23 protein-coding genes and 2 tRNA genes are annotated in these 25,417 nt (G+C 70.0%); 11 read left to right on the forward strand and 14 right to left on the reverse strand.

The window, feature by feature from the left end; all coding sequences use genetic code 11:
- Positions 1-28: 28 nt before the first annotated feature.
- Positions 29-1,774 (reverse strand): sensor histidine kinase, encoded by a 1,746-nt coding sequence (locus M5362_RS17140; RefSeq protein WP_260228418.1) that lies wholly within the window; start codon positions 1,772-1,774, stop codon positions 29-31.
- A 215-nt stretch (positions 1,775-1,989) separates the two neighbouring features.
- Positions 1,990-2,076, reverse strand: a tRNA-Leu gene (locus M5362_RS17145).
- Between the two features lie 482 nt (positions 2,077-2,558).
- Here M5362_RS17145 and M5362_RS17150 point away from each other — a divergent pair.
- The 7 genes from M5362_RS17150 to M5362_RS17180 all read left to right on the forward strand — a co-directional run bounded on the left by M5362_RS17150 (position 2,559) and on the right by M5362_RS17180 (position 12,266).
- Positions 2,559-3,413, forward strand: a complete 855-nt coding sequence (locus M5362_RS17150; protein ID WP_260228419.1) for a DUF3662 and FHA domain-containing protein — start codon at positions 2,559-2,561, stop codon at positions 3,411-3,413.
- A 10-nt stretch (positions 3,414-3,423) separates the two neighbouring features.
- Positions 3,424-3,945, forward strand: coding sequence for an FHA domain-containing protein (locus M5362_RS17155; RefSeq protein ID WP_260228420.1), 522 nt, complete (start codon positions 3,424-3,426; stop codon positions 3,943-3,945).
- 176 nt (positions 3,946-4,121) lie between these two features.
- Positions 4,122-5,633 (forward strand): Stp1/IreP family PP2C-type Ser/Thr phosphatase, encoded by a 1,512-nt coding sequence (locus tag M5362_RS17160; RefSeq protein WP_260228421.1) that lies wholly within the window; start codon positions 4,122-4,124, stop codon positions 5,631-5,633.
- A 25-nt stretch (positions 5,634-5,658) separates the two neighbouring features.
- The gene (locus M5362_RS17165) at positions 5,659-7,113 is read left to right on the forward strand and encodes an FtsW/RodA/SpoVE family cell cycle protein (protein WP_260228422.1); all 1,455 of its coding nucleotides are present in this window, start codon (positions 5,659-5,661) and stop codon (positions 7,111-7,113) included.
- A 317-nt stretch (positions 7,114-7,430) separates the two neighbouring features.
- On the forward strand, positions 7,431-8,897 hold the full coding sequence (locus tag M5362_RS17170; RefSeq protein ID WP_260228423.1) for a penicillin-binding protein 2: 1,467 nt from the start codon (positions 7,431-7,433) through the stop codon (positions 8,895-8,897).
- 153 nt (positions 8,898-9,050) lie between these two features.
- Complete coding sequence (pknB, locus tag M5362_RS17175; RefSeq protein ID WP_260228424.1) at positions 9,051-11,048, forward strand: Stk1 family PASTA domain-containing Ser/Thr kinase; 1,998 nt, start codon at positions 9,051-9,053, stop codon at positions 11,046-11,048.
- Between the two features lie 186 nt (positions 11,049-11,234).
- Positions 11,235-12,266: a restriction endonuclease gene (locus M5362_RS17180; RefSeq protein WP_260228425.1), complete on the forward strand. Its 1,032-nt coding sequence runs from the start codon at positions 11,235-11,237 to the stop codon at positions 12,264-12,266.
- A 75-nt stretch (positions 12,267-12,341) separates the two neighbouring features.
- On the opposite strand, the gene M5362_RS17185 is transcribed toward M5362_RS17180, so the two are convergent.
- Genes M5362_RS17185 through M5362_RS17210 form a run of 6 tightly spaced genes read right to left on the reverse strand, consistent with a single transcriptional unit; the run spans position 12,342 to position 16,568 of the window.
- Positions 12,342-13,016 (reverse strand): class E sortase, encoded by a 675-nt coding sequence (locus M5362_RS17185; protein ID WP_260228426.1) that lies wholly within the window; start codon positions 13,014-13,016, stop codon positions 12,342-12,344.
- A 45-nt stretch (positions 13,017-13,061) separates the two neighbouring features.
- The gene (locus M5362_RS17190) at positions 13,062-14,309 is read right to left on the reverse strand and encodes a class E sortase (RefSeq protein ID WP_261366091.1); all 1,248 of its coding nucleotides are present in this window, start codon (positions 14,307-14,309) and stop codon (positions 13,062-13,064) included.
- Complete coding sequence (locus M5362_RS17195; protein WP_260228428.1) at positions 14,228-14,866, reverse strand: aminodeoxychorismate/anthranilate synthase component II; 639 nt, start codon at positions 14,864-14,866, stop codon at positions 14,228-14,230. Before M5362_RS17195 ends, M5362_RS17190 begins: the two co-directional genes overlap by 82 nt.
- Positions 14,863-15,033 (reverse strand): hypothetical protein, encoded by a 171-nt coding sequence (locus tag M5362_RS17200; protein ID WP_260228500.1) that lies wholly within the window; start codon positions 15,031-15,033, stop codon positions 14,863-14,865. Before M5362_RS17200 ends, M5362_RS17195 begins: the two co-directional genes overlap by 4 nt.
- Before the next feature lie 55 nt (positions 15,034-15,088).
- The gene (locus M5362_RS17205) at positions 15,089-15,781 is read right to left on the reverse strand and encodes a class E sortase (protein ID WP_260228429.1); all 693 of its coding nucleotides are present in this window, start codon (positions 15,779-15,781) and stop codon (positions 15,089-15,091) included.
- Between the two features lie 19 nt (positions 15,782-15,800).
- Positions 15,801-16,568 (reverse strand): DUF881 domain-containing protein, encoded by a 768-nt coding sequence (locus M5362_RS17210; protein WP_260228430.1) that lies wholly within the window; start codon positions 16,566-16,568, stop codon positions 15,801-15,803.
- A 151-nt stretch (positions 16,569-16,719) separates the two neighbouring features.
- Between M5362_RS17210 and crgA the strand changes: the two genes are divergently transcribed.
- Positions 16,720-16,974 (forward strand): cell division protein CrgA, encoded by a 255-nt coding sequence (crgA, locus tag M5362_RS17215; protein ID WP_137988265.1) that lies wholly within the window; start codon positions 16,720-16,722, stop codon positions 16,972-16,974.
- A gap of 323 nt (positions 16,975-17,297) precedes the next feature.
- On the opposite strand, the gene M5362_RS17220 is transcribed toward crgA, so the two are convergent.
- Both M5362_RS17220 and M5362_RS17225 read right to left on the reverse strand, forming a co-directional pair.
- Positions 17,298-18,164 carry a rhomboid family intramembrane serine protease gene (locus tag M5362_RS17220; RefSeq protein ID WP_260228431.1) on the reverse strand — a complete coding sequence of 289 codons (867 nt, stop codon included), beginning with the start codon at positions 18,162-18,164 and terminating at the stop codon, positions 17,298-17,300.
- A gap of 170 nt (positions 18,165-18,334) precedes the next feature.
- Positions 18,335-18,862: a peptidylprolyl isomerase gene (locus M5362_RS17225; RefSeq protein ID WP_308354880.1), complete on the reverse strand. Its 528-nt coding sequence runs from the start codon at positions 18,860-18,862 to the stop codon at positions 18,335-18,337.
- Positions 18,863-19,030: 168 nt separating this feature from the next.
- Here M5362_RS17225 and M5362_RS17230 point away from each other — a divergent pair, with 168 nt between their 5' ends.
- On the forward strand, positions 19,031-19,789 hold the full coding sequence (locus tag M5362_RS17230; RefSeq protein ID WP_260228433.1) for a DUF5324 family protein: 759 nt from the start codon (positions 19,031-19,033) through the stop codon (positions 19,787-19,789).
- A 68-nt stretch (positions 19,790-19,857) separates the two neighbouring features.
- Here M5362_RS17230 and M5362_RS17235 read toward each other — a convergent pair whose 3' ends face one another.
- The 3 genes from M5362_RS17235 to M5362_RS17245 form a co-directional block, all read right to left on the reverse strand.
- On the reverse strand, positions 19,858-20,229 hold the full coding sequence (locus tag M5362_RS17235; protein WP_260228434.1) for a DUF6344 domain-containing protein: 372 nt from the start codon (positions 20,227-20,229) through the stop codon (positions 19,858-19,860).
- Positions 20,230-20,430: 201 nt separating this feature from the next.
- Positions 20,431-21,690: an MFS transporter gene (locus tag M5362_RS17240; protein ID WP_260228435.1), complete on the reverse strand. Its 1,260-nt coding sequence runs from the start codon at positions 21,688-21,690 to the stop codon at positions 20,431-20,433.
- A 140-nt stretch (positions 21,691-21,830) separates the two neighbouring features.
- Positions 21,831-21,903 (reverse strand) — tRNA-Ala (locus M5362_RS17245).
- Between the two features lie 129 nt (positions 21,904-22,032).
- On the opposite strand from M5362_RS17245, the gene M5362_RS17250 reads away from it, so the two are divergent.
- Positions 22,033-22,581, forward strand: coding sequence for a DNA-binding protein (locus tag M5362_RS17250; RefSeq protein ID WP_260228436.1), 549 nt, complete (start codon positions 22,033-22,035; stop codon positions 22,579-22,581).
- A 58-nt stretch (positions 22,582-22,639) separates the two neighbouring features.
- The gene (locus M5362_RS17255) at positions 22,640-23,962 is read left to right on the forward strand and encodes a serine/threonine-protein kinase (protein ID WP_260228437.1); all 1,323 of its coding nucleotides are present in this window, start codon (positions 22,640-22,642) and stop codon (positions 23,960-23,962) included.
- A 70-nt stretch (positions 23,963-24,032) separates the two neighbouring features.
- On the opposite strand, the gene M5362_RS17260 is transcribed toward M5362_RS17255, so the two are convergent.
- A complete protein-coding gene (locus M5362_RS17260) occupies positions 24,033-25,352 on the reverse strand; it encodes a hypothetical protein (RefSeq protein WP_260228438.1) in 1,320 nt (439 codons plus the stop codon).
- Between the last annotated feature and the right edge of the window lie 65 nt (positions 25,353-25,417).

Consider the following 25,417-nt stretch of genomic DNA (forward strand, 5'->3'; position numbering starts at 1 on the left):
AACGGCTACCGGTTCGGGCGGGTCAGCGCTAGCGCGTGACCTCATACGACTTCTTCTCGATCAGCTTGCCGTCCTTGAAGCAGAACCGGAAAACCGGCTCCCTCTCTATGTCCTCCCCCACCTCGGAGGACATGAGCACCAGGCACTCCGACCCCTCGGGCTTCGCCGGGCCCTTGCCGTGCAGTCCGGTGGTGGCGATGGAGTCGCCGGACGGCAGCCGGTCGCGGACGTCCTGCTCGGCCGCACCGACCTTGATCACGTCGTACTCACCCGGATCGATCATGCCCTTCTCCATCGACCCGACCAGGAAGTAGACGCCGAAGCCCCCCGCCACCAGCAACAGCACCAGGGCCGCGAACGCGATCCCGCACCCCAGCGCGATCCCGCCACCCGTACTCCTCCTGCCCCCGCGCATCGCCATCGCCAACTCCCGCTCCGTGAACGTCCAGTCGGCCTGCCCGACCGGGACGCGACCACGGTGGCCCGACCGGGGCTTCGGCGACTGCTGCCGGAAGTCGTCGGCCGCATCGACCAAAGGCGCTGCTTCCACCACCCCGTACGGCAGCACTCCGGCGACCCGGAACCCCCCGTCGTCCATGGGCCCCGTGTGGACGATGCCTCCGACGAGCCGCGCCCGCTCGTGCAGCCCGGTCAAGCCCTGTCCGCCGCTGACCACGCCCTCCGGGGATTTCGCGGGCGCCTCGTTGACGATCTCCACGACGAGCGAGTCCGGCTCGTACCGGAGCTCCACGTCGATGAGCGCGCCCGGCGCGTGCTTGTAGGCGTTGGTCAGCGCCTCCTGCACGATCCGGTACGCCGCGTGGTCGGCGGCCGGCGGCAGGGCCCGGTGATCCCCTCGGCGCCGCAGCCCCACCTGGTTGCCCGCGGCCCGCGACGCCTCCACGAGGCCCTGGATACCGGCGGTCCCCCGCGCCGCCCGCCCCGACGCGTCGCCTGCCTGTGCCGGGACAGCCGCGGTCCCGGACGGCGCCCCGACGCCGTCCCGCAGGATGCCGACGACCTCACGCAGCTCGTGCATCGCGGTCACCGACGCGTTGCGCAGCACCCCCACGGCCTCGCGCTGCCGGTCGGTCAGCTCCCGGTCGACCTCCAGCGCCCCGGTGTGGACGGCCATCAGCGCGAGCTGGTGCCCGAGGCTGTCGTGCATGTCCTGGGCGATCCGCTGGCGCTCCATGAGCCGGGCCTGTCCGACCACCATCGCGCGTTCCCGCAGCAGCTGGGCGTTGTGCTCCTGCAGGGTGTGCAGAAGCGTTCTGCGCTGGGTCCAGTACCGGTTGGCGAGGCCGGGGGCGAGGGTCGTCGCCAGGTAGTAGAGCGTCGCCATGAACACCACCGTGAGCGTCCGGTGGAGGTCCCAGACGTCCACCAGGCTCGCCGAGATGTTCAACACGTACGCGACGGTGTACGCGATCAGGGCCCGCCCGGCGCCCGCGATGTACCGCCCCGACGACCAGCCGACGACGATCAGGAGCACCAGGAAGCCCGGCAGGAGCGGTGCGAGGCCGCCCGTGACGACGAGCACGGTGCCGGGCAGCCGTCGGCGCAGCAGCGACAGCACGGCGGCGCTCAGGGCGACCGCGGCGAGCCGCCACCCCTCGCCGCCGAGCACTTCCTCCATGCCGGCGGCGAGCAGGGCCATCACGACGGCGAGCACCGCCTCGCCGGCGGTCCTGCGCCGCGACCACAACTCGGGCGCCGTGAACCAGTCCCACCCGGCGCCGATCCCGCTCCTGATCTTCGAAGTCGCGTCCACGCTCGCACCCTAGGCAGCGGCCCGCCCCGTCCGCGGCTCTCTTTCGTCTCGTCCCACCGCGACGAACGTCGCACCCCTCACACCGAGTCCGCCGACAAGACGACGAGACGACGAGGCACCCGAGACGACCGGACGACACAACCACCGGACAACGACCACAAAGCGGCACGACAACGCGGAAGCCCCGTAGGTCGATGACCTACGGGGCTTCCGTCTGGTGCGCGAGGGGGGAGTTGAACCCCCACGCCCTTTCGGGCACTGGAACCTGAATCCAGCGCGTCTGCCTATTCCGCCACCCGCGCATTGGGTGTGCTCCGGGCTCCCTCACCGCGTCTTTCCGGTGCGATCGCCTGGCGACATCTGAAGATTAGCACGTCGCAGACGGTGGATTCACATCCGTTGTTTGACCCCCTCCCCGAGCGAACAGGGACAGTCATGAGCACAGCCACGAGCACCGTCACGAGCACAGTCATGAGGACCGACATCAGACGCGCGGGAGGGGGAAGCCCGACGGAACCGGCCGGGCAACCGACCGAGGCAAGCCGACGGAACCGGCCGGGTAACGGGAGGAACGGGACGGACCGCCCCCTCCTTCCCGCCCCACTCCTCCTGCTAGCTCCCCGGGTGCGGGACACTGTCCAGGGGCCGCCTCTACGATCCGTGGGGAAAGCTTGTGAGAGGTGACACTCGTCCACAGGGCAGAGAAGGGGAACCAGCCGATTTCCCGACGCGTGGATACGATCAGTAAGCAGTACCAGGACGACAACGACGGAGGAGGTGCCCCATGGGAGTCCTGAAGCGTTTCGAACAGCGGCTCGAAGGTCTGGTCAACGGCACCTTCGCCAAGGTCTTCAAGTCCGAGGTCCAGCCCGTCGAGATCGCCGGCGCTCTCCAGCGCGAGTGCGACAACAACGCGACGATCTGGAACCGCGAGCGGACCGTCGTCCCCAACGACTTCATCGTCGAGCTGAGCACCCCGGACTTCGACCGCCTCAGCCCGTACTCGGGCCAGCTCGGCGACGAGCTCGCCGGCCTGGTCCGCGACTACGCCAAGCAGCAGCGGTACACCTTCATGGGCCCGATCAAGGTCCACCTGGAGAAGGCCGACGATCTCGACACCGGTCTGTACCGGGTGCGCAGCCGCACCCTCGCGTCGAGTTCGTCACAGCAGCAGGCCCCCGCCGCCGGCCCCCAGCCGGGCCGCGCGCCGGGTGGCTACGGCTATCCTCCGGCCGGTGCTCCGCCGATGCCCGCGGCTCCGCCGCCGGGCGCGGGCGGGATGCAGCGGCCCGGCCAGGCGCCCGCCGCCGGCCGCCCCACGGCCGGTGGACCCGGCCCCATGCCTGCCTCCGGCGCCCAGGTGCGCCGGTGGATCGAGATCAACGGCACCCGCCACCAGATCTCCCGCCCGACTCTGGTCCTTGGCCGCAGCACCGACGCGGACGTGAGGATCGACGATCCCGGCGTCTCCCGCCGGCACTGCGAGATCCGGACCGGAACGCCCCCGACGATCCAGGATCTCGGATCCACCAACGGCATCGTGGTGGACGGGCAGCACACCACCCGCGCTACGCTCCGCGACGGCTCGCGGATCGTCGTGGGCAGCACCACCATCGTTTACCGGCAAGCCGAAGGGTGAAGCGGGGGCAATGTCAGAGCTGACCCTGACGGTCATGCGGCTGGGTTTCCTAGCCGTTCTGTGGCTGTTCGTGATCGTGGCCGTCCAGGTCATTCGCAGCGACCTGTTCGGCACGCGTGTCACGCAGCGCGGTTCGCGCCGCCAGGACGCCCGTCCGCAGCAGAACACGCGCCAGGCGGCGACGCCGCCTGCCCAGCGCGGACAGCAGAACACGGGCGGCGGGCGCCAGCGCCGCGGCGCCCCGACCAAACTCGTCGTCTCCGAGGGGACGCTGACCGGCACGACAGTCGCCCTGCAGGGGCAGACCATCACGCTGGGCCGCGCCCACGACTCGACGATCGTGCTGGACGACGACTACGCCTCCAGCAGGCACGCGAGGATCTACCCGGACCGGGACGGCCAGTGGATCGTCGAGGATCTCGGGTCCACCAACGGCACGTATCTCGACCGGACCCGACTCACCACCGCCACGCCGATTCCGCTGGGCGCGCCGATCCGCATCGGCAAGACCGTCATCGAGCTGCGGAAGTAGTGCTACGTCATGTATGAGTGCGAGCGGAGCGAGCGGGCCGAGGCGGTCCCCACGACGGACCGCGCGGCGGACCGTCAGGTCCGGGCCGCGTACCGGCACGGGCTCCCGACCGGAGGGTGGGCAGTGTGGCTCGAGACCGGCTGTACCCCGAGGCGGCGTCGACAGGGCAGGTGCGCATGAGCCTGTCACTGCGCTTCGCCGCCGGGTCGCACAAGGGCATGATCCGCGAGGGCAACGAGGACTCCGGCTACGCCGGACCCCGGCTGCTCGCCATCGCCGACGGCATGGGCGGCCAGGCCGCCGGTGAGGTCGCCTCCTCGGAGGTGATCTCCACCCTCGTCACCCTCGACGACGACGTCCCCAGTTCCGACATCCTCACCTCGCTCGGCGCCGCGGTTCAGCGCGCCAACGACCAGCTGCGGATGATGGTCGAGGAGGACCCCCAGCTGGAGGGCATGGGCACCACGCTCACCGCCCTGCTGTGGACCGGTCAGCGCCTCGGCCTGGTGCACGTCGGCGACTCGCGCGCGTACCTGCTGCGCGACGGCGTGCTCACGCAGATCACCCAGGACCACACCTGGGTGCAGCGGCTGGTCGACGAGGGCCGGATCACCGAGGAGGAGGCCACCACCCATCCGCAGCGCTCGCTCCTGATGCGCGCGCTCGGCAGTGGCGACCACGTCGAACCGGATCTGTCGATCCGCGAGGTCCGGGCCGGCGACCGGTATCTGATCTGTTCCGACGGGCTGTCCGGAGTCGTCTCGCACCAGACGATGGAGGACACGCTCGCCAGCTACCAGGGCCCGCAGGAGACCGTGCAGGAGCTGATCCAGCTCGCGCTGCGCGGCGGCGGCCCCGACAACATCACCGTGATCGTCGCCGACGTCCTCGACGTCGACGGCGGTGACACCCTCGCCGGGCAGCTCAGCGACACCCCCGTCATCGTGGGCGCGGTCGCCGAGAACCAGGTGCAGCAGTCCGACGGCGGAGCGATGCAGACGCCGGCCGGCCGGGCCTCCGGACTCGGCCGCACGGCACCGCACCAGCAGTCTGCCGGCGGGCACCCGCCCCAGGGCTTCGGTCCGCCCGGCAGCGGGGACGAGCACGGGTACGGCGGGATGCCGCCGCAGGGCTCCTTCGGTGCGTACAACGACGAGGACTTCGACAAGTACGAGAAGTTCGAGAAGCCGCGCACCGGCCGCAAGTGGCTGAAGCGCACCTTCTTCCTGATCCTCGCGCTGGCCGTGCTCGGCGGCGGCGCGTACGGCGCCTGGCGCTGGACGCAGACGCAGTACTACGTCGGCTCCAAGGACGAGCACGTCGCGCTCTACCGGGGTATCAGCCAGGACCTGGCGTGGGTCTCGCTCTCGGACGTGGAGAAGGACCACCCCGAGATCGAACTCAAGTACCTCCCGCCGTACCAGCGCAAGCAGGTCGAGGACACCATCACCGGCGGCAGCCTCGGCAAGGCCCAGACGAAGATCGCGGAACTGTCCGCTCAGGCCACGGCGTGCAAGAAGGCCGAGCAGCGCCGCGAGGCCGCCGAGAAGGCCGCGGACCAGGCGAGCAAGCCGCCCGCCGAAGGCGCGACCACACCCGACTCCAAGCCCACCACAGCCGCTCCCTCCCCGGGCCCCACCCTCACGGAGGACGAGCAGAAGCTGGCCTCGAACTGCGGCAAGCAGTAAGCACCCGTAGGGGGCCTTCACCACCATGAGCGTTGTCACCAACACGACCACCATCGGCGCCATCGAGGCGCCGAGCCGCCGGAACACCGAACTGGCGCTGCTGGCGTTCGCCGTCGTCATCCCGGTGTTCGCCTATCTCAACGTCGGTCTCGCGATCGACGGCGAGGTGCCCGCGGGCATGCTCGGGTACGGGCTCGGGCTCGGCCTGCTCGCGAGCGTCGCGCACCTCGTGGTGCGCAAGTTCGCGCCGTACGCGGACCCGCTGCTGCTGCCGCTGGCCACGCTGCTCAACGGCCTCGGGCTGGTGCTGATCTGGCGGCTCGACCAGTCGCCGCGGCTGATCGCGACGTCGATGCGGCTGTACGACAGCTTCAGCCCGGACGCGCCGAACCAGATGATGTACTCGGCGATCGGCATCGCCATGTTCGTGGGCGTGCTGCTGCTCCTGAAGGACCACCGGGTTCTCCAGCGCTACACGTACATCTCGATGGTCGTGGCGCTCGTCCTGCTGCTCCTGCCGCTCGTCCCGGGCCTGGGCGCCAACGTCTTCGGCGCCAAGATCTGGATCAGCGTCGGCGGTTTCTCCATCCAGCCCGGAGAGTTCGCCAAGATCGTCCTCGCCGTGTTCTTCTCCGGCTACCTGATGGTGAAGCGGGACGCGCTGGCGCTGGCCAGCCGCCGTTTCATGGGGCTCTACCTGCCGCGTGGCCGTGACCTCGGCCCGATCCTGACGATCTGGGCCGTCAGCCTCCTCATCCTTGTCTTCGAGAACGACCTCGGTACGTCGCTGCTCTTCTTCGGCATGTTCGTGATCATGCTGTACGTGGCGACGGAGCGGACCAGCTGGATCGTGATGGGTCTGCTGATGTCGGTGGTCGGCGCCGTCGGCGTGGCCTCCTTCGCGGGCCATGTCCAGGCCCGTGTCGACGCCTGGGCCGACCCCTTCGCCTGCGCCGCCCCCCCGATCAACTCCGCGGCCTGTCAGCAGATGAGCCAGGTGCTGATGTCCTTCGGCTCCGGCGGCATCCTCGGCACCGGCCTCGGCCAGGGCAACTCCGACCTGATCGGCTTCGCCGCCAACTCCGACTTCATCTTCGCCACCGTCGGCGAGGAGCTCGGTCTGACCGGCGTCATGGCCTTCCTGCTGCTGTACGGCCTGATCATCGAGCGCGGTGTCCGCACGGCCCTGGCCGCGCGCGACCCCTTCGGCAAGCTGCTCGCCATGGGCCTGTCCGGCGCCTTCGCGCTGCAGATCTTCGTCGTCGCCGGCGGTGTGATGGGCCTCATCCCGCTGACCGGTATGACCATGCCGTTCCTCGCGTACGGCGGCTCCTCCGTGATCGCGAACTGGGCCCTGATCGGCATCCTGATCCGGATCAGTGACACGGCCCGCCGGCCCGCGCCGACTCCGGCGCCCTCGACGGACGCCGAGCCGACCCAGATGGTCCGGTACAGCGAGACGCCCCCGTCGGGGCAGTGAACACCGTCACACAGGAACCCTGGTCGGCCGGTGCCGCCGGCCCACCGCGGCGCTGACGCGCCCGGCAGGACCCTGACACGCGTGCACCTGTGTGGCCTCCCGCCCGACCGGCGGGAGGCCACACACGTACGCCCCACCAGCCCCTCAGGAACCGCCGAGCCGTCCGCCGCGTCTACTGATCGTGCCCGTAAGGGGCACCGCCCCAGCACGGACGGCCGCACCCTAGACTGTGCAACGGCCAAATTCAGCACCATTTCCTGCTACGCAGACACTGGCGCGAAAGCGGGCACATCTGACACCACGTGGAGAGGCCGGACGTGAACAAGCCCTTGCGCAGGGTCGCTGTCTTCTGCGGACTTCTCGTCCTCGCCCTGCTCTTCCGCGACAACTGGATCCAATTCGTCCGCGCCGACGAGCTGAACGCGCACGCCACCAACAAGCGGGTGCAGATCGAGCGGTACGCCAACGCCCGCGGCAACATCATCGTGGACGGCAAGCCCATCACCGGCTCCGTGGACTCCAAGGACCCGTACTACCGCTTCAAGCGGACCTACGTCGACGGCCCGATGTGGGCCCCGGTGACCGGCTACGCCTCGCAGGCCTACGACGCCAACCAGATCGAGAAGATCGAGGACGGCATCCTCACCGGCAACGACGACCGGCTCTTCTTCGACCGAACCCTGTCGATGTTCACGGGCGACGAGAAGAAGGGCGGCAACGTCGTCACGACGCTGAGCGGCGCCGCCCAGAAGGCCGCCTTCGACGGGCTGGGCGACAAGACGGGCGCCGTCGTGGCGATCGAACCCGGCACGGGCAAGATCCTCGCGCTGGCCTCGACCCCGTCCTACGACCCCTCGTCCTTCGCCGGCTACTCCGGCAAGGACGAGAAGGCCTGGCTCGCGCTGGAGAACGACAAGAACAAGCCCAAGCAGAACCGCGCGCTGCGTGAGATCTACCCGCCCGGCTCCGTCTTCAAGGTCGTCACGGCGGCCGCGGCGCTGGAGAGCGGCAAGGTCAAGGACATCGACGCGCCGACGGACACCCCCGAGCCCTACAAGATCCCGCTCTCCAGCCGGAACATGGTCAACCATGCCAACGGGTGTGAGAACGCCAGCCTGAACCAGGCCCTGGAGGTCTCCTGCAACTCCGTCTTCGCCAAGCTCGGCGACGACGTGGGCCGCGACAAGATGGTCGAAATGGCCGAAAAGTTCGGTTTCAACGCCGAGCAGTTCACCCCGGTCCGCTCCGCCGCCTCCGTCTACGACAAGAAGATGGACCGCGGCGGAAACGCGCTCTCCTCCATCGGCCAGTTCAACACCGCGACGACCCCGCTCCAGATGGCCATGGTCACGGCCGCGATCGCCAACGACGGCAAGCTCATGAAGCCGTACATGATCGACAAGCTGGAGGCTCCGAACCTCGACGTGATCAAGCGGAACGAGCCGGAGGAGATGAGCCGCCCGGTCTCCCAGAAGACCGCGCAGCAGCTCCAGCAGATGATGGAGAACGTCGTCAGCAACGGCACCGGCAGCAGGGCCGACCTGAACATGGACGGCGTGAAGGTCGGCGGCAAGACGGGCACCGCCCAGCACGGCGAGCAGAACTCCAAGCGTCCCTACGCGTGGTTCATCTCCTACGCCAAGACCGACCAGGGCTCCCCGGTCGCCGTCGCCGTCATCGTCGAGGACTCCGCGGGCACGAACCGTGAGGACATCTCCGGTGGCGGCCTCGCCGCCCCCATCGCCAAGGCTGTGATGAAGGCGGTACTGAAGACCAGGAGCTGAGCTTGCGGCCGGGCACCGGCCAGGTACCGGTCAGGTATCAGGTGCCGGTCGCGGGCGGATCGCCCTCCCGTGGCCGGTAGCCTTTGCGCGAACAGCACACCGCCGGACCACACACGGGTGCGGTCGGGACAGACGGAGAGGGCTGGATCAGTTATGGAAGAGCCGCGTCGCCTCGGCGGCCGGTACGAGCTGGGCTCGGTGCTCGGCCGTGGTGGCATGGCAGAGGTCTACCTCGCCCACGACACCCGGCTCGGCCGCACCGTCGCCGTGAAGACGCTGCGGGCCGACCTCGCCCGCGACCCGTCCTTCCAGGCCCGGTTCCGCCGTGAGGCCCAGTCGGCCGCCTCGCTCAACCACCCGGCGATCGTCGCGGTCTACGACACCGGCGAGGACTACGTCGACGGGGTCTCCATCCCGTACATCGTGATGGAGTACGTCGACGGCTCGACCCTGCGTGAGCTGCTGCACTCCGGGCGCAAGCTGCTGCCCGAGCGCACGCTCGAGATGACGGTCGGCATCCTCCAGGCGCTGGAGTACTCGCACCGCGCCGGCATCGTGCACCGCGACATCAAGCCGGCGAACGTCATGCTGACGCGCACCGGCCAGGTCAAGGTCATGGACTTCGGCATCGCCCGCGCCATGGGCGACGCCGGCATGACCATGACGCAGACCGCCGCGGTCATCGGCACCGCCCAGTACCTCTCCCCGGAGCAGGCCAAGGGCGAGCAGGTCGACGCCCGCTCCGACCTGTACTCCACCGGCTGCCTGCTGTACGAGCTGCTGACCGTCCGGCCCCCCTTCATCGGGGACTCCCCGGTCGCGGTCGCCTACCAGCACGTACGGGAGGAGCCGCAGGCGCCGAGCAACTTCGACCCCGAGATCACGCCCTCGATGGACGCCATCGTCCTGAAGGCGCTGGTCAAGGACCCCGACTACCGCTACCAGTCCGCCGACGAGATGCGGGCCGACATCGAGGCCTGCCTCGACGGTCAGCCCGTCGCGGCGGCCGCGGCGATGGGAGCCGCGGCGTACGGCGGCGGCTACGGCAACGGCAACGGCTACGGCGGCTACGCCCCGGACGACCAGCCCACGACCGCCCTGCGCCAGACCGACCCGGCCGGCCAGACCTCCATGCTGCCGCCGATGAACCCGGACGACGGCGGCTACGGCTACGACGACCGCCCGGGCCGCCGCCGCCAGAAGAAGTCGAACACCTCGACGATCCTGTTGGTCCTGGCGGGCATCCTGGTCCTGGTCGGCGCGATCCTCATCGGCCAGTCGATCTTCGACGGCAAGGAGGGCACGCAGCAGGTGCCCGTCCCGTCCCTGGTCGGCCACACCCTCCAGGAGGCCGAGGGGCTGGCGAAGAACTCCCAGGTGAAGGTCGCGCAGTCGGGCTCCGAGCGCTGCGACCAGCCCAAGGGCAAGATCTGCAGCCAGACGCCGGTGGCCGACGGCACGGCGAAGATGAACGTCGACGAGACCATCTCGGTCGTGATCTCCGAGGGCGCGCCGCAGATCGAGGTCCCGGACGTGACGGAGAAGTCCCAGGAGAGCGCGGAGCAGTCGCTCAAGGACAAGGGCTTCCAGGTCAAGGTCGAGTTCAAGGAGTCCGACCAGGAGGTCGGCCGCGTTCTGGACCAGACCCCGAAGGGCGGCTCCAAGGCGGAGCAGAACTCCGAGGTCACGATCACGGTGGCGAAGCAGAAGAAGACGCAGCTGCCGGACGTCACGGGCCGTGCGATCGACCAGGCCATCCAGGACCTCAAGACGCTCGGCTTCGAGAACGTCGGCCGCCAGGACGTCGACTCGGAGCAGCCCGCGGGCACGGTCGTGGACATGACCCCGAAGGGCAACACGGACCAGCCGAAGAACGTCCAGATCACGCTGAAGGTCTCCAAGGGGCCGCAGCAGACGCAGACGGCGATCCCGGCGGGCCTCGCGGGCAAGAAGTTCGAGGAAGTGAAGCAGCAGCTCGAGGCGCTCGGCCTCGTCGTGCAGCAGCAGGGCTCGGACAAGGGCGACGCCACGGTCCTCGGCACCAACCCGCCGGAGGGCAGCCCGGTCACCACCGGCCAGACGATCACCGTCTTCACGGCGGGCGGCGGCGGTGGCGGCGGCAACAACGGCGGCGGCGGCTTCTTCGACTGACCGCTCGACGCAGCGCACAGAGAGCCCCGGCATCCACAAGGACGCCGGGGCTCTCGCTTTACCACGCAACCCCCTCGGACGCAAGCTCCCGGCATGTCGGTCGCGTCCTCATATGCCCTGGCTCGTTGGACGGGAGGGGCGGGGACCACAGCCCTGCCCGTCGACACGACGAAGAAGGGCAGAAACATGATCAACGAAGTGGTGCTGCTGGAGTCGAGGGCGATGCGCGAGGGCGTCGCCGGGCGAACCGAGGTGCTCGACAAGGTGAGGACGCTGTCGCTGCTGCCGGACGGAATGCACGTGACGACGGCGATGGTCGCGACGTATTTCGAGGTGACCGTCAAAACCCTCGAATCCGTTATGGAGGATCACAGGGCAGAGCTGAGCGCCAGCGGCCTCCAGGTCCTCACGGGCAAACGACTGGCCCTCTTCAAGGGGGCCTGTGGGCTCCAGTCACGCTCAAGGGCTCTCGCGATCTTCAGCCGCCGAGCCGTCCTCAACGTGGCCATGCTCCTCCGCGACAGCGAAGTCGCACGTCAGGTGCGTACGTACCTCCTCGACCTGGAGTACACAGCACGATCCCACCCTGTGGAAAACCCTGTCCACAACTCGACCGACTCCCTCGACGAGAGGATCGACCAGCGCATCACCCACATCCTCGGCAAGGCCCTCGTCCCCCTGCTCAGCGCCCTCATCGAAGCGTCGGGTGAGCACCGCAGGGAGCTGATCTGCCTCCGGGAGGACATCGAGAGGATCGAGCACCGGCTCGGCGACCACGCTCTCCGGCTCCGGCACCTCGAACACACCCAGGGCCCCCGCCCCTACACCGGGATCATGGCGTCCATCGACGGAATGAACTGGCGCGAGTTCGAGCACCACGTCGCCATCCTGCTCCGCCGCGACGGCTGCACCGACATCGTCGTCCACGGCGGGCCCGGAGACCGGGGTGTGGACATCACCGGGCAGACCGCCGACGGCCGCAGGATCGTCGTACAGTGCAAGAACTTCGCGCCCTACCGGCCTGTGTGGAGCGCCGAGGTCCAGAAGTTCCTCGGGGCCTCGTTCGTCCAGCACCAAGCCGATCTGGCCCTCTTCGTCGCCTCGACGACGTTCAGCCCGGACGCCCGCACCATCGCCGAGGAGCACGGCGTGACCGTCGTGGACCGCGCGGGCCTGGAGAAGTGGAGCGCGGGCGTCGCGCTGCCGGTCCTCCAGTAGGACACGGCACAACGGAAGGGGCCCGAAGTCGCAAGAGCAAGTTGCGGCTTCGGGCCCCGGTCGGTTCGGAGTTCGTCAGGCCAGCTCCGCCGGCGGCGTTCGCGAGCTGTCGACCTTCTCCGTGCGGACCAGCTCGCCCCACACGATGTACCGGAAGTCCGACGTGTACATCGGCGTGCACGTCGTCAGCGTGATGTAGCGGCCCGGCTTCGCCTTGCCCGATTCCTTCGGGACCGGCTGGAGCACGTCCACGTTGTACTTCGTCGTCTCCGGCAGCGCCTTGTAGACCTTGTACACGAACCACGTGTCCTTGGACTCGAAGACGATCGCGTCGCCGTTCTTCAACTTGTGGATGTTGTGGAACTTCGCCCCGTGCCCGTCCCGGTGCGCCGCCAGCGTGAAGTTGCCCTGCTTGTCCTGTGGAAGGGCCGACGCGACCGGGTCCGTGTAGTAGCCGGCGACGCCGTTGTTCAGCGTCTTGCTGTCCGTGCCCTTCTTGACGAGTATCTCGTCCCCGCCCATCGCCGGGACATGCAGGAAGCCGATGCCGTCCTTGGTGTCCAGGGCGCCCGGGCCCGACGCCCAGTTGTCGCGGACCTGATGGCCGTCCTTGTCGGCGGCGCGGTCGGCCAGGACGTTGGTCCACCACAGCGAGTAGACGACGAAGAGACCGAGCACCAGGCCCGCGGTGATGAGGAGTTCACCGAAGAGACTGATGACTCCGGCGATCCGGTTGCGCGCACGTGCCACTGCGTCGTCCCGTCCTGAAGTGTGGGGTCGTGGGGTCGTAGGGGCTCAGCCTACGAGCGCGTCCGGCTTTCCCTTGCTGCGCGGGCGTTCCTCGACCATCTTGCCCCACACGATCATGCGGTACGTACTGGTGAATTCGGGCGTGCACGTCGTCAGCGTGATGTACCGCCCCGGGCCCTTGAAGCCGGACTGCTTCGGCACCGGATCGATCACCGAGACGTTCGACGGCGCGGTCTGCGGCAGGATGCTCGCCATCTCGTACGTGTAGTACGCGTCCTGGGTCTCGACGACGATCGGGTCCCCCGGCTTCAGCTGGTTGATGTACCGGAAGGGTTCACCGTGGGTGTTGCGGTGACCGGCCACCGCGAAGTTCCCCTCCTTGTCGCCCGGCATCGCCGTCTTCAGGGTGCCCTCGCTGTAGTGGCCCACCATGCCCCGGTCCAGGACCTTCGGCTTGTTGATGCCCTCGGCGACGGGGACGACCACGTCCAGCTTGGGGATGTACATGATCGCGAAGCCCTGCCCCGGCTCGAACGCCCCCGGCGCGCGCCCCTTGGACCAGGAGTCCTCTATCTGCCCCTTGGCCTGGTTCGCCTGCTGCCCGGCCCGCACGTTCGTCCACCACAGCTGGTACGTCACGAACAGCAGCATCACCACGCCGAACGTGATGAACAGCTCGCCCACCACCCGGCTGGCGACGACACCGACGCTGTCCTTCGCCGCCCGGGCCGCGCGGCGCGCCTCGACGCGGGACAGCGGCGCGGCGGGGGCCCCGGAGGCCGGCTCGGCGGACGCTGCGCCCCGGCGGCCCTTCCCCTTGGCCCCCCTGCCCTTGGCGGCGCGCCGCCGCTCGGCCCTGCCGGGGCCCGCAGGCGGCGTCTCCGCCTCCTCCACGGTCCGCAGGGCCATCGTCTCGTCCCGAGGCTCGTACGGCTCGTACGGCGCCTCCTGCGGGCTCTCATACGGCTCCTGAGACGCGTCGTACGACTCCTGGTGCCCGTGCGGCTCCTGAGGCGCGTACGGAGGCGCCTCAGCCGCCGGGGTGGTCTCCGGCACCGACCCGTACCCCGCCCCGTACGCCGACGCGTCGTACCCGTACCCCTCGGGCCGCGGCGCGTACGCCGTCTCCTCAGGCCCCGGTACGGCCTGAGGTATCGACCCCGGCTCCGGTTCCGACACGTTCGTCGCCCGGAACCACGGCGACCCCGTCGTCACGCGACGGCCTTGCCCACCACCGGCGCGAGCCCCGCCGACCTGCCGATCGCCCCCTTGTCGCCGCACTGCTCCAGCCAGTTGGCGAGCATCAGGTGGCCGTGCTCGGTGAGCACCGACTCGGGGTGGAACTGCACACCCTCGACAGCCAGTTCACGGTGGCGAAGTCCCATGATGATGCCGTCCTCCGTCCGCGCCGTGACCTCGAGCTCGTCCGGCAGCTCCGCGGGCTCCGCGGCCAGCGAGTGGTAGCGCGTCGCCGTGAACGGCGACGGCAGGCCCGCGAAGACCCCCTTGCCCCCGTGGGTGACGAGCGAGGTCTTGCCGTGCAGCAGCTCGGGGGCACGGTCGACGACACCGCCGTACGCGACCGCCATCGACTGCATGCCCAGGCAGACCCCGAAGACGGGCACCCCGGTCGAGGCGCAGTGGCGCACCATGTCGATGCAGACACCGGCCTGTTCGGGCGCGCCCGGCCCGGGCGACAGCAGGACGCCGTCGAAGCCGTCCTGGGCGTGGCCCAGCTCGACCTCGTCGTTGCGGAGCACCTCGCACTCGGCGCCGAGCTGGTAGAGGTACTGGACGAGGTTGAAGACGAAGCTGTCGTAGTTGTCGACGACGAGAATCCGCGCGCTCACTGGCCGTCCACCGTCACGTCGTTGAACGGAAGCAGCGGCTCCGCCCAGGGGAACACGTACTGGAAGAGGGTGTACACGACACCCAGGACGAGCACGAGCGAGATGATGCCCCGGACCCACGCGTTGCCCGGCAGATGCCGCCAGATCCAGCCGTACATGACGTCCACTGCCCCTTCCGTTCGTTACGGGCACCAGAGTACGGGGCGAAGGAGCCGTGAGGGGTCAGCCCGCCAAAGCCGGCGGCTTGCCCTGCGTCACAGGCTGGGTGGCCTCCAGATGCGCCCAGGCGATCAGCCGGTGGCTGCTGCCCCACTCCGGCTCGCAGGTGGTGAGCGTCAGATAGCGGCCCGGCCCGTCGAACGCGGACGCGTCCTTCTTCAGGGGCCGGGGCACGGGATCGATCACGCCGACGTCGGTGGGGACGGTCCGGTACGGCTTCCGCGCGATCCGGTACGTGAACCAGGTCGTCCCGTCGGTGAGGACGACCGCGTCACCCGGCCGCAGCCGGGGGAAGTCCTTGAACGGATCTCCGTACGTGCGCCGGTGGCCGGCCACCGAGAAGTTGCCGGTCCCGCCGAGGCGGGCGGTGGAGGCGTAGTGGCCCAGGCCCTTCTTCAGGACGGCGGCGGAGGTGCCCTCCAGGACGGGCCACTCCCAGCCCCCGCCGAGCCGGGGAATGTACATGACGGCGATGCCCCGGCCCGTTCTGTACGGCCGCGGGGGCGGCGCGGCCGTGACCGCTTCGGCGACGGGCCGGTCCACCCACTCCCGCTCCAGGATGCCGATCTGCCCGGCCGTCGCGCTCTCCGCCTGGACGCCGGTCCAGTGGAGGACATAGACGACGAAGAGGACGATCACGGTCCCGACGGTGATGCACAGCTCGCTGAACGTCCTGACGATCAGTCGCACCGCCACCGGCCGGGCCTCCCCGCAGTCAGCTCACAGGCTTCGCGTAGTGGAGATCCACTGTGCCGGAGTAGCCGGGAAGAGTCATCGCCCTGTGCTCGTCGACTTTCCAGCCGAGCCCGTACGCCTTCACGTACAGCTGGTAGTTCTGCACGGCCGGCGCGTCGGCGAGCGCCTTGGTCAGCTTCCCCCGGTCACCCACCGCGGTGATCTTGTACGGGGGCGAGTAGACCCGGCCCTGGAGGATCAGGGTGTTGCCCACACAGCGCACGGCGCTGGTCGAGATGAGCCGCTGGTCCATGACCTGGATGCCCCGGGCCCCGCCCTGCCACAGCGCGTTCACGACCGCCTGGAGGTCCTGCTGGTGGATGACGAGGTCGTTGGCCTGCGGCTCGGGGTAGCCGGGGGCGGCCTGGGCGTTCGGCGGGGCGTCGTTCAGGGTGACCGTCAGGCCCTGCCCGGACACCGGGGTGGTGCCCGCGGCGGCCTCCAGGGCGCGCAGCCTCGCGTCCTCGGCCCTCGTGGAGCCGTCGTCGCGCGCCGCGAGGCCGTCGACCTGTCCCCGCAGGGCGGCGGTGGACTCGTCCAGGCCGGCGTTCTTGTGGCTGCGCTCCTCGATGAGGTCGGAGAGCCGCAGAAGCGAGGCGTCGGTCCGGATGTTCGTACCCTTGGCAGTGTTGAAGCTCGTCACGAAGATCAGCCCGGCGAGGGCGAAGACGGCAGCAGTCAGCAGCCGGACGGGGCGCCACCTGGTGGGTCGGCCCGGTCCGGGGGAAGAGTCGGCAGAATTGCTCAACGTACCCTGATCCCCTTCGGTGCCGTGGAACCACTACGCTAACGGACGCCCGGGGGACGCAGTGGTCCTCCTACGTCACCCAGCCGTCCCACCCCGGCGCCAGCCACAGTTCCCTGCGCGGTCACGCAGCGCATCGACAGGAGAGTCCCTCGTGCCGAAGTCACGTATCCGCAAGAAGGCCGACTTCACGCCCCCGCCCGCCAAGCAGGCCACCAACATCAAGCTGACCAACCGCAGCTGGGTGGCTCCGGTGATGCTGGCGCTGTTCCTCATCGGGCTCGTGTGGATCGTCGTCTTCTACGTCACCGACGGCACGCTGCCGGTGAAGTCCATCAACAACTGGAACATCGTCGTGGGCTTCGGCTTCATCGCGGCCGGGTTCGGCGTCTCCACCCAGTGGAAGTAGCGGGCTCCCGGCGACGGGCTCCGCGGCCGGTTCCGCGGCCGGCTCCCGACTTGCCGGGCAAGCCTTGCCCTGAACTTATCCACAGCGTTGTGCACAGCACTGGATAACTTACGAAGATCTGTGGATAACTCAGGGTCCGGTTGACGCCGGTGTGACTGCGGCGCCGTAGCACAGAATCCACTCCGCCCCTCGCTCCTGCTGGAAAAGCCCAGCTCAGGAGCGGGGGGCGGTGTCGTTCCCCGCGCGGTGCACATGATCCACCACGCGCTGTGGATAACTCTGGGGAAAGCTTTCAGAGAAAGCTCGTCCACAGCCCTGTGCGCTCAGGTGAGCGATGCCGAGCGGGCGAGGACAAGACCCAGATCGATCAGAAGCACCAGTCCACAGGCTCCGTACTGCACGACGTTCCGCTTGGCCCGTGGCGCGTGCAGCAGACCGTAGGTCACCAGGGCGCCGCCGACGAGGCCGCCGATGTGCGCCTCCCAGGAGATCCCGGGGCGGGTGAAGGTCAGCAGCAGCGACAGGGCGACGAAGAGGATCACCGGCCGCATGTCGTAGCGTCGGCGCCGGGTGAGCACCGCCCAGGCGCCGATCAGTCCGAAGACGACGCCGGAGGCGCCGAGCGAGGGCTGGTTCGGCGCGGCCAGCAGGTAGGCGAGGGCGGATCCGGAGAGGCCGGAGAGCAGACAGAGCGTCGCGTAGCGGATCCTGCCGAGCTCGGGTTCGACGATGCCGCCGATGACCCAGAGTCCCAGCATGTTGAAGAGGAAGTGCGGGATCTCCTGGTGGAGGAAGGTCGAGGTCAGCAGCCGGTACCACTCGCCGTCCGCGACCCCCACGATCTCGCCGAGCGGCGGGCTGAACGCGTACCCGATCAGCGACAGCTCGTCCACGAGCCGGTCGCCGGCCACCTGGACGGCGATGAAGAGGGCGAGGTTGACCGCGATGAGGATCTTGGTGACGAGACGCCCGTCCGACGCCACCCGGCCGCCGGCGAGCGTACGGGGCTGATTGGCGTCGGGCGCGTGGCCCGTGCCGGAGCCGTTCCGTACGCAGTCGGGGCACTGGAAGCCGACGGACGCGGAGACCATGCACTGCGGGCAGATCGGCTTCTCGCAGCGGGTGCAGCGGATGCCTGTCTCGACGTCCGGGTGGCGGTAACAGCGCGGCAGGCCGGACTGCGGCTCCATGGAGGTCCCTCCCGAGGAGATGGGGCGGCGAGGCAGCGCCCCGCCTTCCTGATACGGACGGGCGGGGCGGAAAGGTTCCCTGTCGGGGGGTGCGCGGGCCGGGCGCTCACCGGGCCCGCCGGCCGGCTCGGTCGGTGGGGCGGGAGCCTGGTGCCGAAGCGGACCCGCCGTCAGCGGGTCTCGATGACGACCGACTCCAGGACCACGTCGTCGAGCGGCCGCTTGGTGTTCGGGTTGACCGGCGTCGCGGCGATGGCGTCGACGACCTTCTTGCTCGCCGCGCCGACGACCTCACCGAAGATCGTGTGCTTGCGGTTCAGCCAGGTCGTGGCGCCGACGGTGATGAAGAACTGCGAGCCGTTCGTACCCGGGCCGGCGTTGGCCATGGCCAGCAGGTAGGGGCGGTCGAAGAAGAGCTCGGGGTGGAACTCGTCGGCGAACTCGTAGCCCGGCCCGCCCGTGCCGTTCCCCAGCGGGTCTCCGCCCTGGATCATGAAGCCTTCGATGACCCGGTGGAAGACGGTGCCGTCGTAGAGGCGCTCCGCGGCGACGGTGCCGGTGGCCGGATGCGTCCACTCCCGCTCGCCGTTGGCGAGTTCGGTGAAGTTCCTGACCGTCTTCGGGGCGTGGTTCGGCAGCAGCCGAATCTCGATGTCGCCCTGGCTGGTTTTGAGAGTGGCGTAGAGCTGCTCGGCCACGGTCCGCCTTCCGTAAGTCTCCACTGACGCGCATCGCATCCTCGCACGGAAGCGTCGTGGGCATGCCCCGGATGCCAGCCCCGCATGCCGGACCGCGATCGGACAGGCATGATTTCGAAAAGGGTGGAAAGGCGAAATACCGACACCGCCACCGAGTAGGAGGATCCCGTGACCCGGATGGACAGCGTGCGCGCCGCGACCGATTCGGCCAAGGACAGCGTGCTGCACGCCGCGGAAGTGGTGGCGCCCTATGCCGACACGGCCAAGGAACAGGCCGTGCAGTATGCCGGCACGGCCAAGGACCAGGCCACGCGCTATGCGCACGAGGCACGTGTCCGGCTCGCGCCGAAGGTTTCTAAGGCCACTCAGCAGGCCCGTGTTCAAGCTCGTGTGCAGTACAACGCCTATGTCGCACCGCATGTACCGCCGCGGGTCGACGACGCGGCGCATCGTGCCGCGGTGGTGACCCGCAAGGCCGCCCGTCAGGCGGCCGACTACACCGTTCCGCGCGTCGAGAGCGCGGTCGCCGCGACCGGTCCCGTTCTGGACGAGGCCGGATCGCGTTCGGTGGCCGCCTGGGCCGCACTGCGCGGTCAGGTGACACCGAAGGAGATCGAGAAGCTCGTACGGAAGCACAAGCGTCGTGCCAGGGCCGGGCGTCTCGCCAAGGGACTCGCTGTCCTCGGCGTGGTGGCCGCAGGCGCCTACTGTGCATGGAAGTGGTGGGACAAGCAGGCCAACCCGGACTGGCTGGTCGAACCGCCCGCTCCTACCGAGGTCGATGAGGCCGTGTCGGAACCGTCGTCCCGGACTTCGCCGCTGACGTCCGTCGACGGCAGTGGGGCTCTCGATCCCGAGGTGGAGGCCAAGGAGGCCGAGGCGGGCGCCGATGCCGATGCGGACACGGATCGCGACGAGCGTCGCTGACCGTGGACTGCCTCCGCGTTCCGGCCGGCTCGTAGGGCCTGGAGAGGAGTACGTCGACTCCCCATGCCCTACGCCGCCGAGGCGAGCGACAGGCCGGACAGCTCCGTCTGGTCCGTGAGCGCGGTCTCGGCCGGGGAGTCGGCGCGCAGGTGGCGTACGGAGGGCGAGGAGTTGTGCGCCTCGGCGCCGATGCGCTGCTTGATCGTGGGCGGCAGGGAGCGCTCGCGGACCATGGGCCACTGATACGCCGCCCTCTGTGCCGGTACGGCGGTGGTCGTACGGGCTCCGGCGGCGGCGGCGCGCGCGGTCGGCTCCTCCGGCTGCTGGACAGCGGGGGCCTGGGCGGCGGCGGCGGTGGACGCCAGGCCGACGGAGGCGAGCAGGGCGAAGAGTACGGAGATGAAGGCGGTCCAGAACTGCTTGACCTTGGCGGTGGCCATGGCCCCTCACTTTCGGTTCGGGATGCTCGTGCTGTTCGTGCTGTGCGTTCTGTTCGCGGTTGTTCTGTTCGTGCTGTTCTCGGATGGTGCATTTCGGATTGCGCGCTTTTCGTACCTTCCTCATGATGGGGACGCGGATCCGGATTGCCCGGAGCGACGCCGTCCCCGCGCAGTTCTTCCGATGAACACCACCCGTCCGGCTCAGTGGGCGTCGACGTGCTCCGTGGCGCCGTGGGTGAGGGGTGCCCGGTTGCGGGTCCGCTCCGCCCAGCGGACCGCCGGTTTCGTGGCGACCCCGGTGACCAGGAAGAACCCGCCGAGGAGAAGCCAGCCGGGCACGCCCCAGGTGATCAGGAGCGTGGTGACCAGGAGCGGGCCGAGGGTCCGTGCGACGGGGACGCCGGTCCCGTAGAAGCCCTGGTACTGGCCGATCCGGCCGCCGGGCGCGAGGGCGAAGCCGATCTGCCAGGAGCCGGCGGAGTGGCGCATCTCGGCGACGACCTGGAGCGCCGCGCCGAGGGTGAGGACGGCGACGGTCGCCCAGGGCCCGAGGTCGGCCGCCGTCACCGCGAACACGGCGCACGAGGCGAGCATGACGGCGCCGGCCGTGCCCACCGCGCGCGTGGCCTCGGACAGGCCGGTGACCTTCCTGGCCACCCGTACCTGGAAGAGCATCACCGCCGCGGTGTTGAGGACGAAGAGCGCCGACACGATCCACCCGGGCGCCGGGGTCCGCTGCACGATCCACAGCGGCAGGGCGAGGCTGAGCAGCGGAAGCCGCAGGAGCATCAGCGCGTTCAGCAGAGTGAGCAGCGCGTAGGGACGGTCGCGGAGCACGGCGAGGCGCGGCTCGCCGACGGCGGCGACGGGGGCGGGGGGCACGGACGGCAGTCCGCGCAGCACGAGGGCACAGATCAGGAAGCCGGCCGCGTCCAGGGCGAACACCGCCAGGTAGGCCGTGCGGGTGCCGGCGTGCAGGGCGAGTCCGCCGAGGCCTGCGCCGACGGCGAGGCCGGCGTTGAGGGTGGACTGCAGCCGGGCCAGTACCTCGGTACGGGACGCGGGCTCGACCAGCCCGGCGAGCAGCGCCTGGCGGGCGGCGGCGAGGCCGCTCTGGGCGGTGGCGTACACGGCGGCCGCGACCAGGAACGGCACGAATGAGCGGATGACGAGGAACGAGCCGACGGCCGCCGCGGTGGCCAGGGCGAGCAGGACGGCTGTGGACCGGGGGCCGCGCCGGTCGGCGAGGTGTCCGAGCCAGACACCGGCGACCGACCCGACGGCCCAGGCGAGCGTGAGCCCGATGCCGATCCGGGCGGCGGACAGGCCGACGATCTGGCTGAAGTAGAGGGCCGAGGTGACGTAGAAGGCACCGTCGCCGATCGAGTTGCTCAGCTGGGCGACGAGGAGCGCCCGGGGTGCGCGGGAGGCCTGCGGTACCGCGGTGGAGGTGTTCGCCATGAACACGACGCTAAGAGCCGGTGGCCCACCCTGACAGGTCCATTACGAGCCCCCGGACGTGGGCCAATCCGCCCGGCCACGGGCCGCATGACAAAAGCCCCTCCGCACCGCGTTCCCGCGGCTCGGAGGGGCTTGTCCGGTGGAGCCTAGGGGAGTCGAACCCCTGACATCTGCCATGCAAAGACAGCGCTCTACCAACTGAGCTAAGGCCCCGGAACGAGAACAGAGTACCGGGTCACCCCCTCTTTCCCGCAAAAGGATTGGGACTCCCGGTGGACGACCACGCTCCGTAAGATGCTGACCGAGGTTCGCAGTGGCGAACCCCAGGGATGGGGAGAAGTAATGGACGCAGTTCAGCAGGAAGCCACGGCAAGAGCCCGCGAGCTTCAGCGCAGTTGGTACGGGGAGCCGCTGGGGGCGCTCTTCCGTCGGCTGATCGACGATCTCGGCCTCAATCAGGCCCGGCTCGCGGCTGTGCTCGGACTGTCGGCACCCATGCTCTCCCAGCTGATGAGCGGCCAGCGGGCCAAGATCGGCAACCCGGCCGTCGTGCAGCGCGTCCAGGCCCTCCAGGAGCTCGCCGGCCTGGTCGCCGACGGCAGCGTCAGCGCGGCCGAGGCCACCGACCGCATGGACGAGATCAAGAAGTCCCAGGGCGGATCCGTCCTCACCGGCACCACGCAGACCACCACCAGCTCGGGCGCGCCGACCGTGCGCCGGGTGGTCCGCGAGATCCAGTCGCTGCTGCGCTCGGTCGCGGCCGCGGGCGACATCATCGACGCCGCCGACTCCCTCGCCCCCGCCCACCCGGAGCTGGCAGAGTTCCTCCGGGTGTACGGCGCCGGGCGGACCGCGGACGCGGTCGCGCACTACGAGTCGCACCAGAACTGACGCAGAGCAGCCGGTCCGGTGAGACGGACCCGGCACGACGGGGAGCGGGCGCAGCGCAATGGGTGAGGTCTTCGCTGGTCGGTACGAGCTGATCGACCCGATCGGACGCGGTGGGGTCGGCGCGGTCTGGCGTGCGTGGGACCACCGTCGCCGCCGGTACGTGGCGGCCAAGGTGCTCCAGCAGAGCGATGCCCACACGCTGCTCCGCTTCGTCCGGGAGCAGGCGCTCCGGATCGACCATCCCCATGTCCTCGCGCCGGCCAGTTGGGCCGCCGACGACGACAAGGTGCTGTTCACCATGGATCTGGTGGCCGGCGGGTCTCTGGCGCACGTGATCGGCGACTACGGGCCGCTGCCGCCGCGCTTCGTCTGCACCCTGCTGGACCAGCTGCTCTCCGGATTGGCCACGGTGCACGCGGAGGGGGTCGTGCACCGTGACATCAAGCCGGCGAACATCCTGCTCGACGTCACCGGAACCGGGCGGCCGCATCTGCGGCTGTCCGACTTCGGCATCTCGATGCGCAAGGGCGAGCCCCGCCTGACGGAGACCAACTACGTGGTGGGGACGCCCGGTTACTTCGCGCCCGAGCAGATGCTCGGCGCCGAGCCGGACTTCCCGGCCGACCTCTTCGCGGTCGGCCTGGTCGCCCTCTATCTGCTCCAGGGCCAGAAGCCGGACTCCCGCGCCCTGATCGAGCACTTCATGGCGCATGGGACGCCGGGAGCCCCGGAGGGGATCCCTGAGCCGCTCTGGCAGGTCCTGGCCGGTCTGCTCCAGCCCGACCCGCAGGCCCGCTTCAAGACGGCCACGGGGGTGCGCAAGGCGCTCACCGCGGCGGTCGAGATGCTGCCCGAGCCCCGCCCGGACGAGGAGCCGGTCGAGGTCTTCGACCAGATCGGCCCGCTGCCCGCCGGTTTCGGCCCGAACGGACCCGAGACCCCCGCGCCCCACCCTCCGACGGCCCCCGTACACGTACCACCATCCGTACACCCGCAGGACCAGCCACAGACCCCGGCCCAGCAGGCCCAGCAGCAGCTGCCGAGCGCCTCCGAGACGGGCAGCTTCCACCTGCCCCCGCCGCCCCGTCAGCCGGCCGCCGCCCCCACGCAGCCTCCGGTCCCCGTCTCCTCCGCGCACGCGGCCTCCCCCCATCCCGCCGCCGCGCCGGACTACGCCCAGGCCCCGACGGCCGCGGTGTCGTTCCCCCAGCCTTCTACTCGTCAATACACCGCTCACGCCGGACAGGTTCCCGTCCGGGCGACGCCGGGTGCTTCAGCCCCCGCAAAGCGGCCGGGACCGCCCCCGAAGGTGGCGATCCCGGTGCTGTTCGTCGCGCTGGTCTGTTTCGCCGTCGGCATCTGGGCACTGACCCAGACCTGAGCCCGGACCTGAGCCCGGACCGGACCCGGCGGCTGAGCCCCAGCCCCGGCCCCAGCCCCCAGCGGGCCCGCTACCAGGCCGTCGGCGGCCCGAACTGCGGCGGGCCGTCCTGCGGCGCGTCCCGGGCGGCCCTGCGCCGCCCGGCGAGCGTCCACACGCCGAGCCCGACGACCAGTACCGTCCCGGCGCCGATCCCGGCCGCCGCGACCAGGGCCATGCTGTCGCTCCTCCCCGCCTGCGGCCCGCTCGCGCCGCTGGCGGCCGCGTCGCGGTCGTCGTCGGTGACCTTGAAGGGGCCGGCGTCCCCGTCGTACGCGGGACCCGCCTTCGCCGTGCCCGTGACGTTCACCCGCAGGGTCAGCGGCATCGGCTTGTCCCCGTACTCCTCGACGACCTCGGGGCTGAGCGTGGCCGACAGGTAGTACCAGCCCGCGAACCGCAGGGGGTTGGTCTGCCTGCTGGAGGAGTAACGGTTCTCGAACGCGACCGGCCGGAGCGGGTCGAGAGCGAGTGTCGCCGGCTTGCCGGCGTAGGTGACGGTCTCCTGGTCGACATGGCCGCGGGCCGGGTTGGCGAGGGAGAGCACCAGCGCGTTGCTGAGGTACTCGGTGACGCCGGTGGGGCTGCTTCCCAGTTCCACGGTGGCGAACAGCTGCTGCCCCCAGTCGACGGGCACCCGGTAGAACAGCGTCTGCCCGGGCTTGATGTCGGTGCGCCACTCGCCCTGCGTCAGCGAGGTGGCATCGTGGAAGCCCGCGCCTCCCTGCCGCGTCTGCGGGCCGCCGGCGGGTGGCGGGGGCGAGGAGGAGGGCCAGTTCTCGGGAAGCTCGGTGGGGCCGGTCTGCTTCACGCCCGGCTCGGTGACGTACCGGATCTCCATTTCCCAGTCTTCGGGCGTGGAGACGGCCTTCGAGGTCCGCTCGACCAGCACGTAGTAGGCGCCCGCCTGCTGGCAGGTGGAGCTGCCGGCCTCGATCGTACGGTGGGCGTACGCGGTGATGGGGCGGGTGAAGTAGGCGGACTCGAAAAGGGTGACCTGGGTGCCGCACTGCGAGCCCGAACCGTCCTGGAGGCTCACCTTGATGCCGTCGCCGTACTCCGGCTTGCCGCCGGCCTTCGGCACGGCGACCACCGACACGTACGCGTTCTGCTTGTCGTCGAGGTCGACCCGGTAGTAGAGCTTGCCGTCCTTCTCGATGCTGTCCCGGTAGCTCTGCCCGGCCTTCAACTGGCGGGCGTCCAGGCTGGATGCGGCGCCCTTGACCCGTATGCCCCCGCCGTCGAAGGCGTACGGGACCTCGTCGGCCGCCCACGCCACGCCCGGCAGCACCGCGGCCGTGAACACCGCCGCCACGCCCACCGCCGCGGCCAGGGAGCCGGCCGCCCGCATCCCGCCCCGGGTCGACGGAATCCGCGTCGACCGAATCCGCGTCGGCCGAATCCGCGTCGACCGCC

It is taken from the genome of Streptomyces sp. Je 1-79 (assembly GCF_025195125.1).
Classification (GTDB): Bacteria; Actinomycetota; Actinomycetes; order Streptomycetales; family Streptomycetaceae; genus Streptomyces.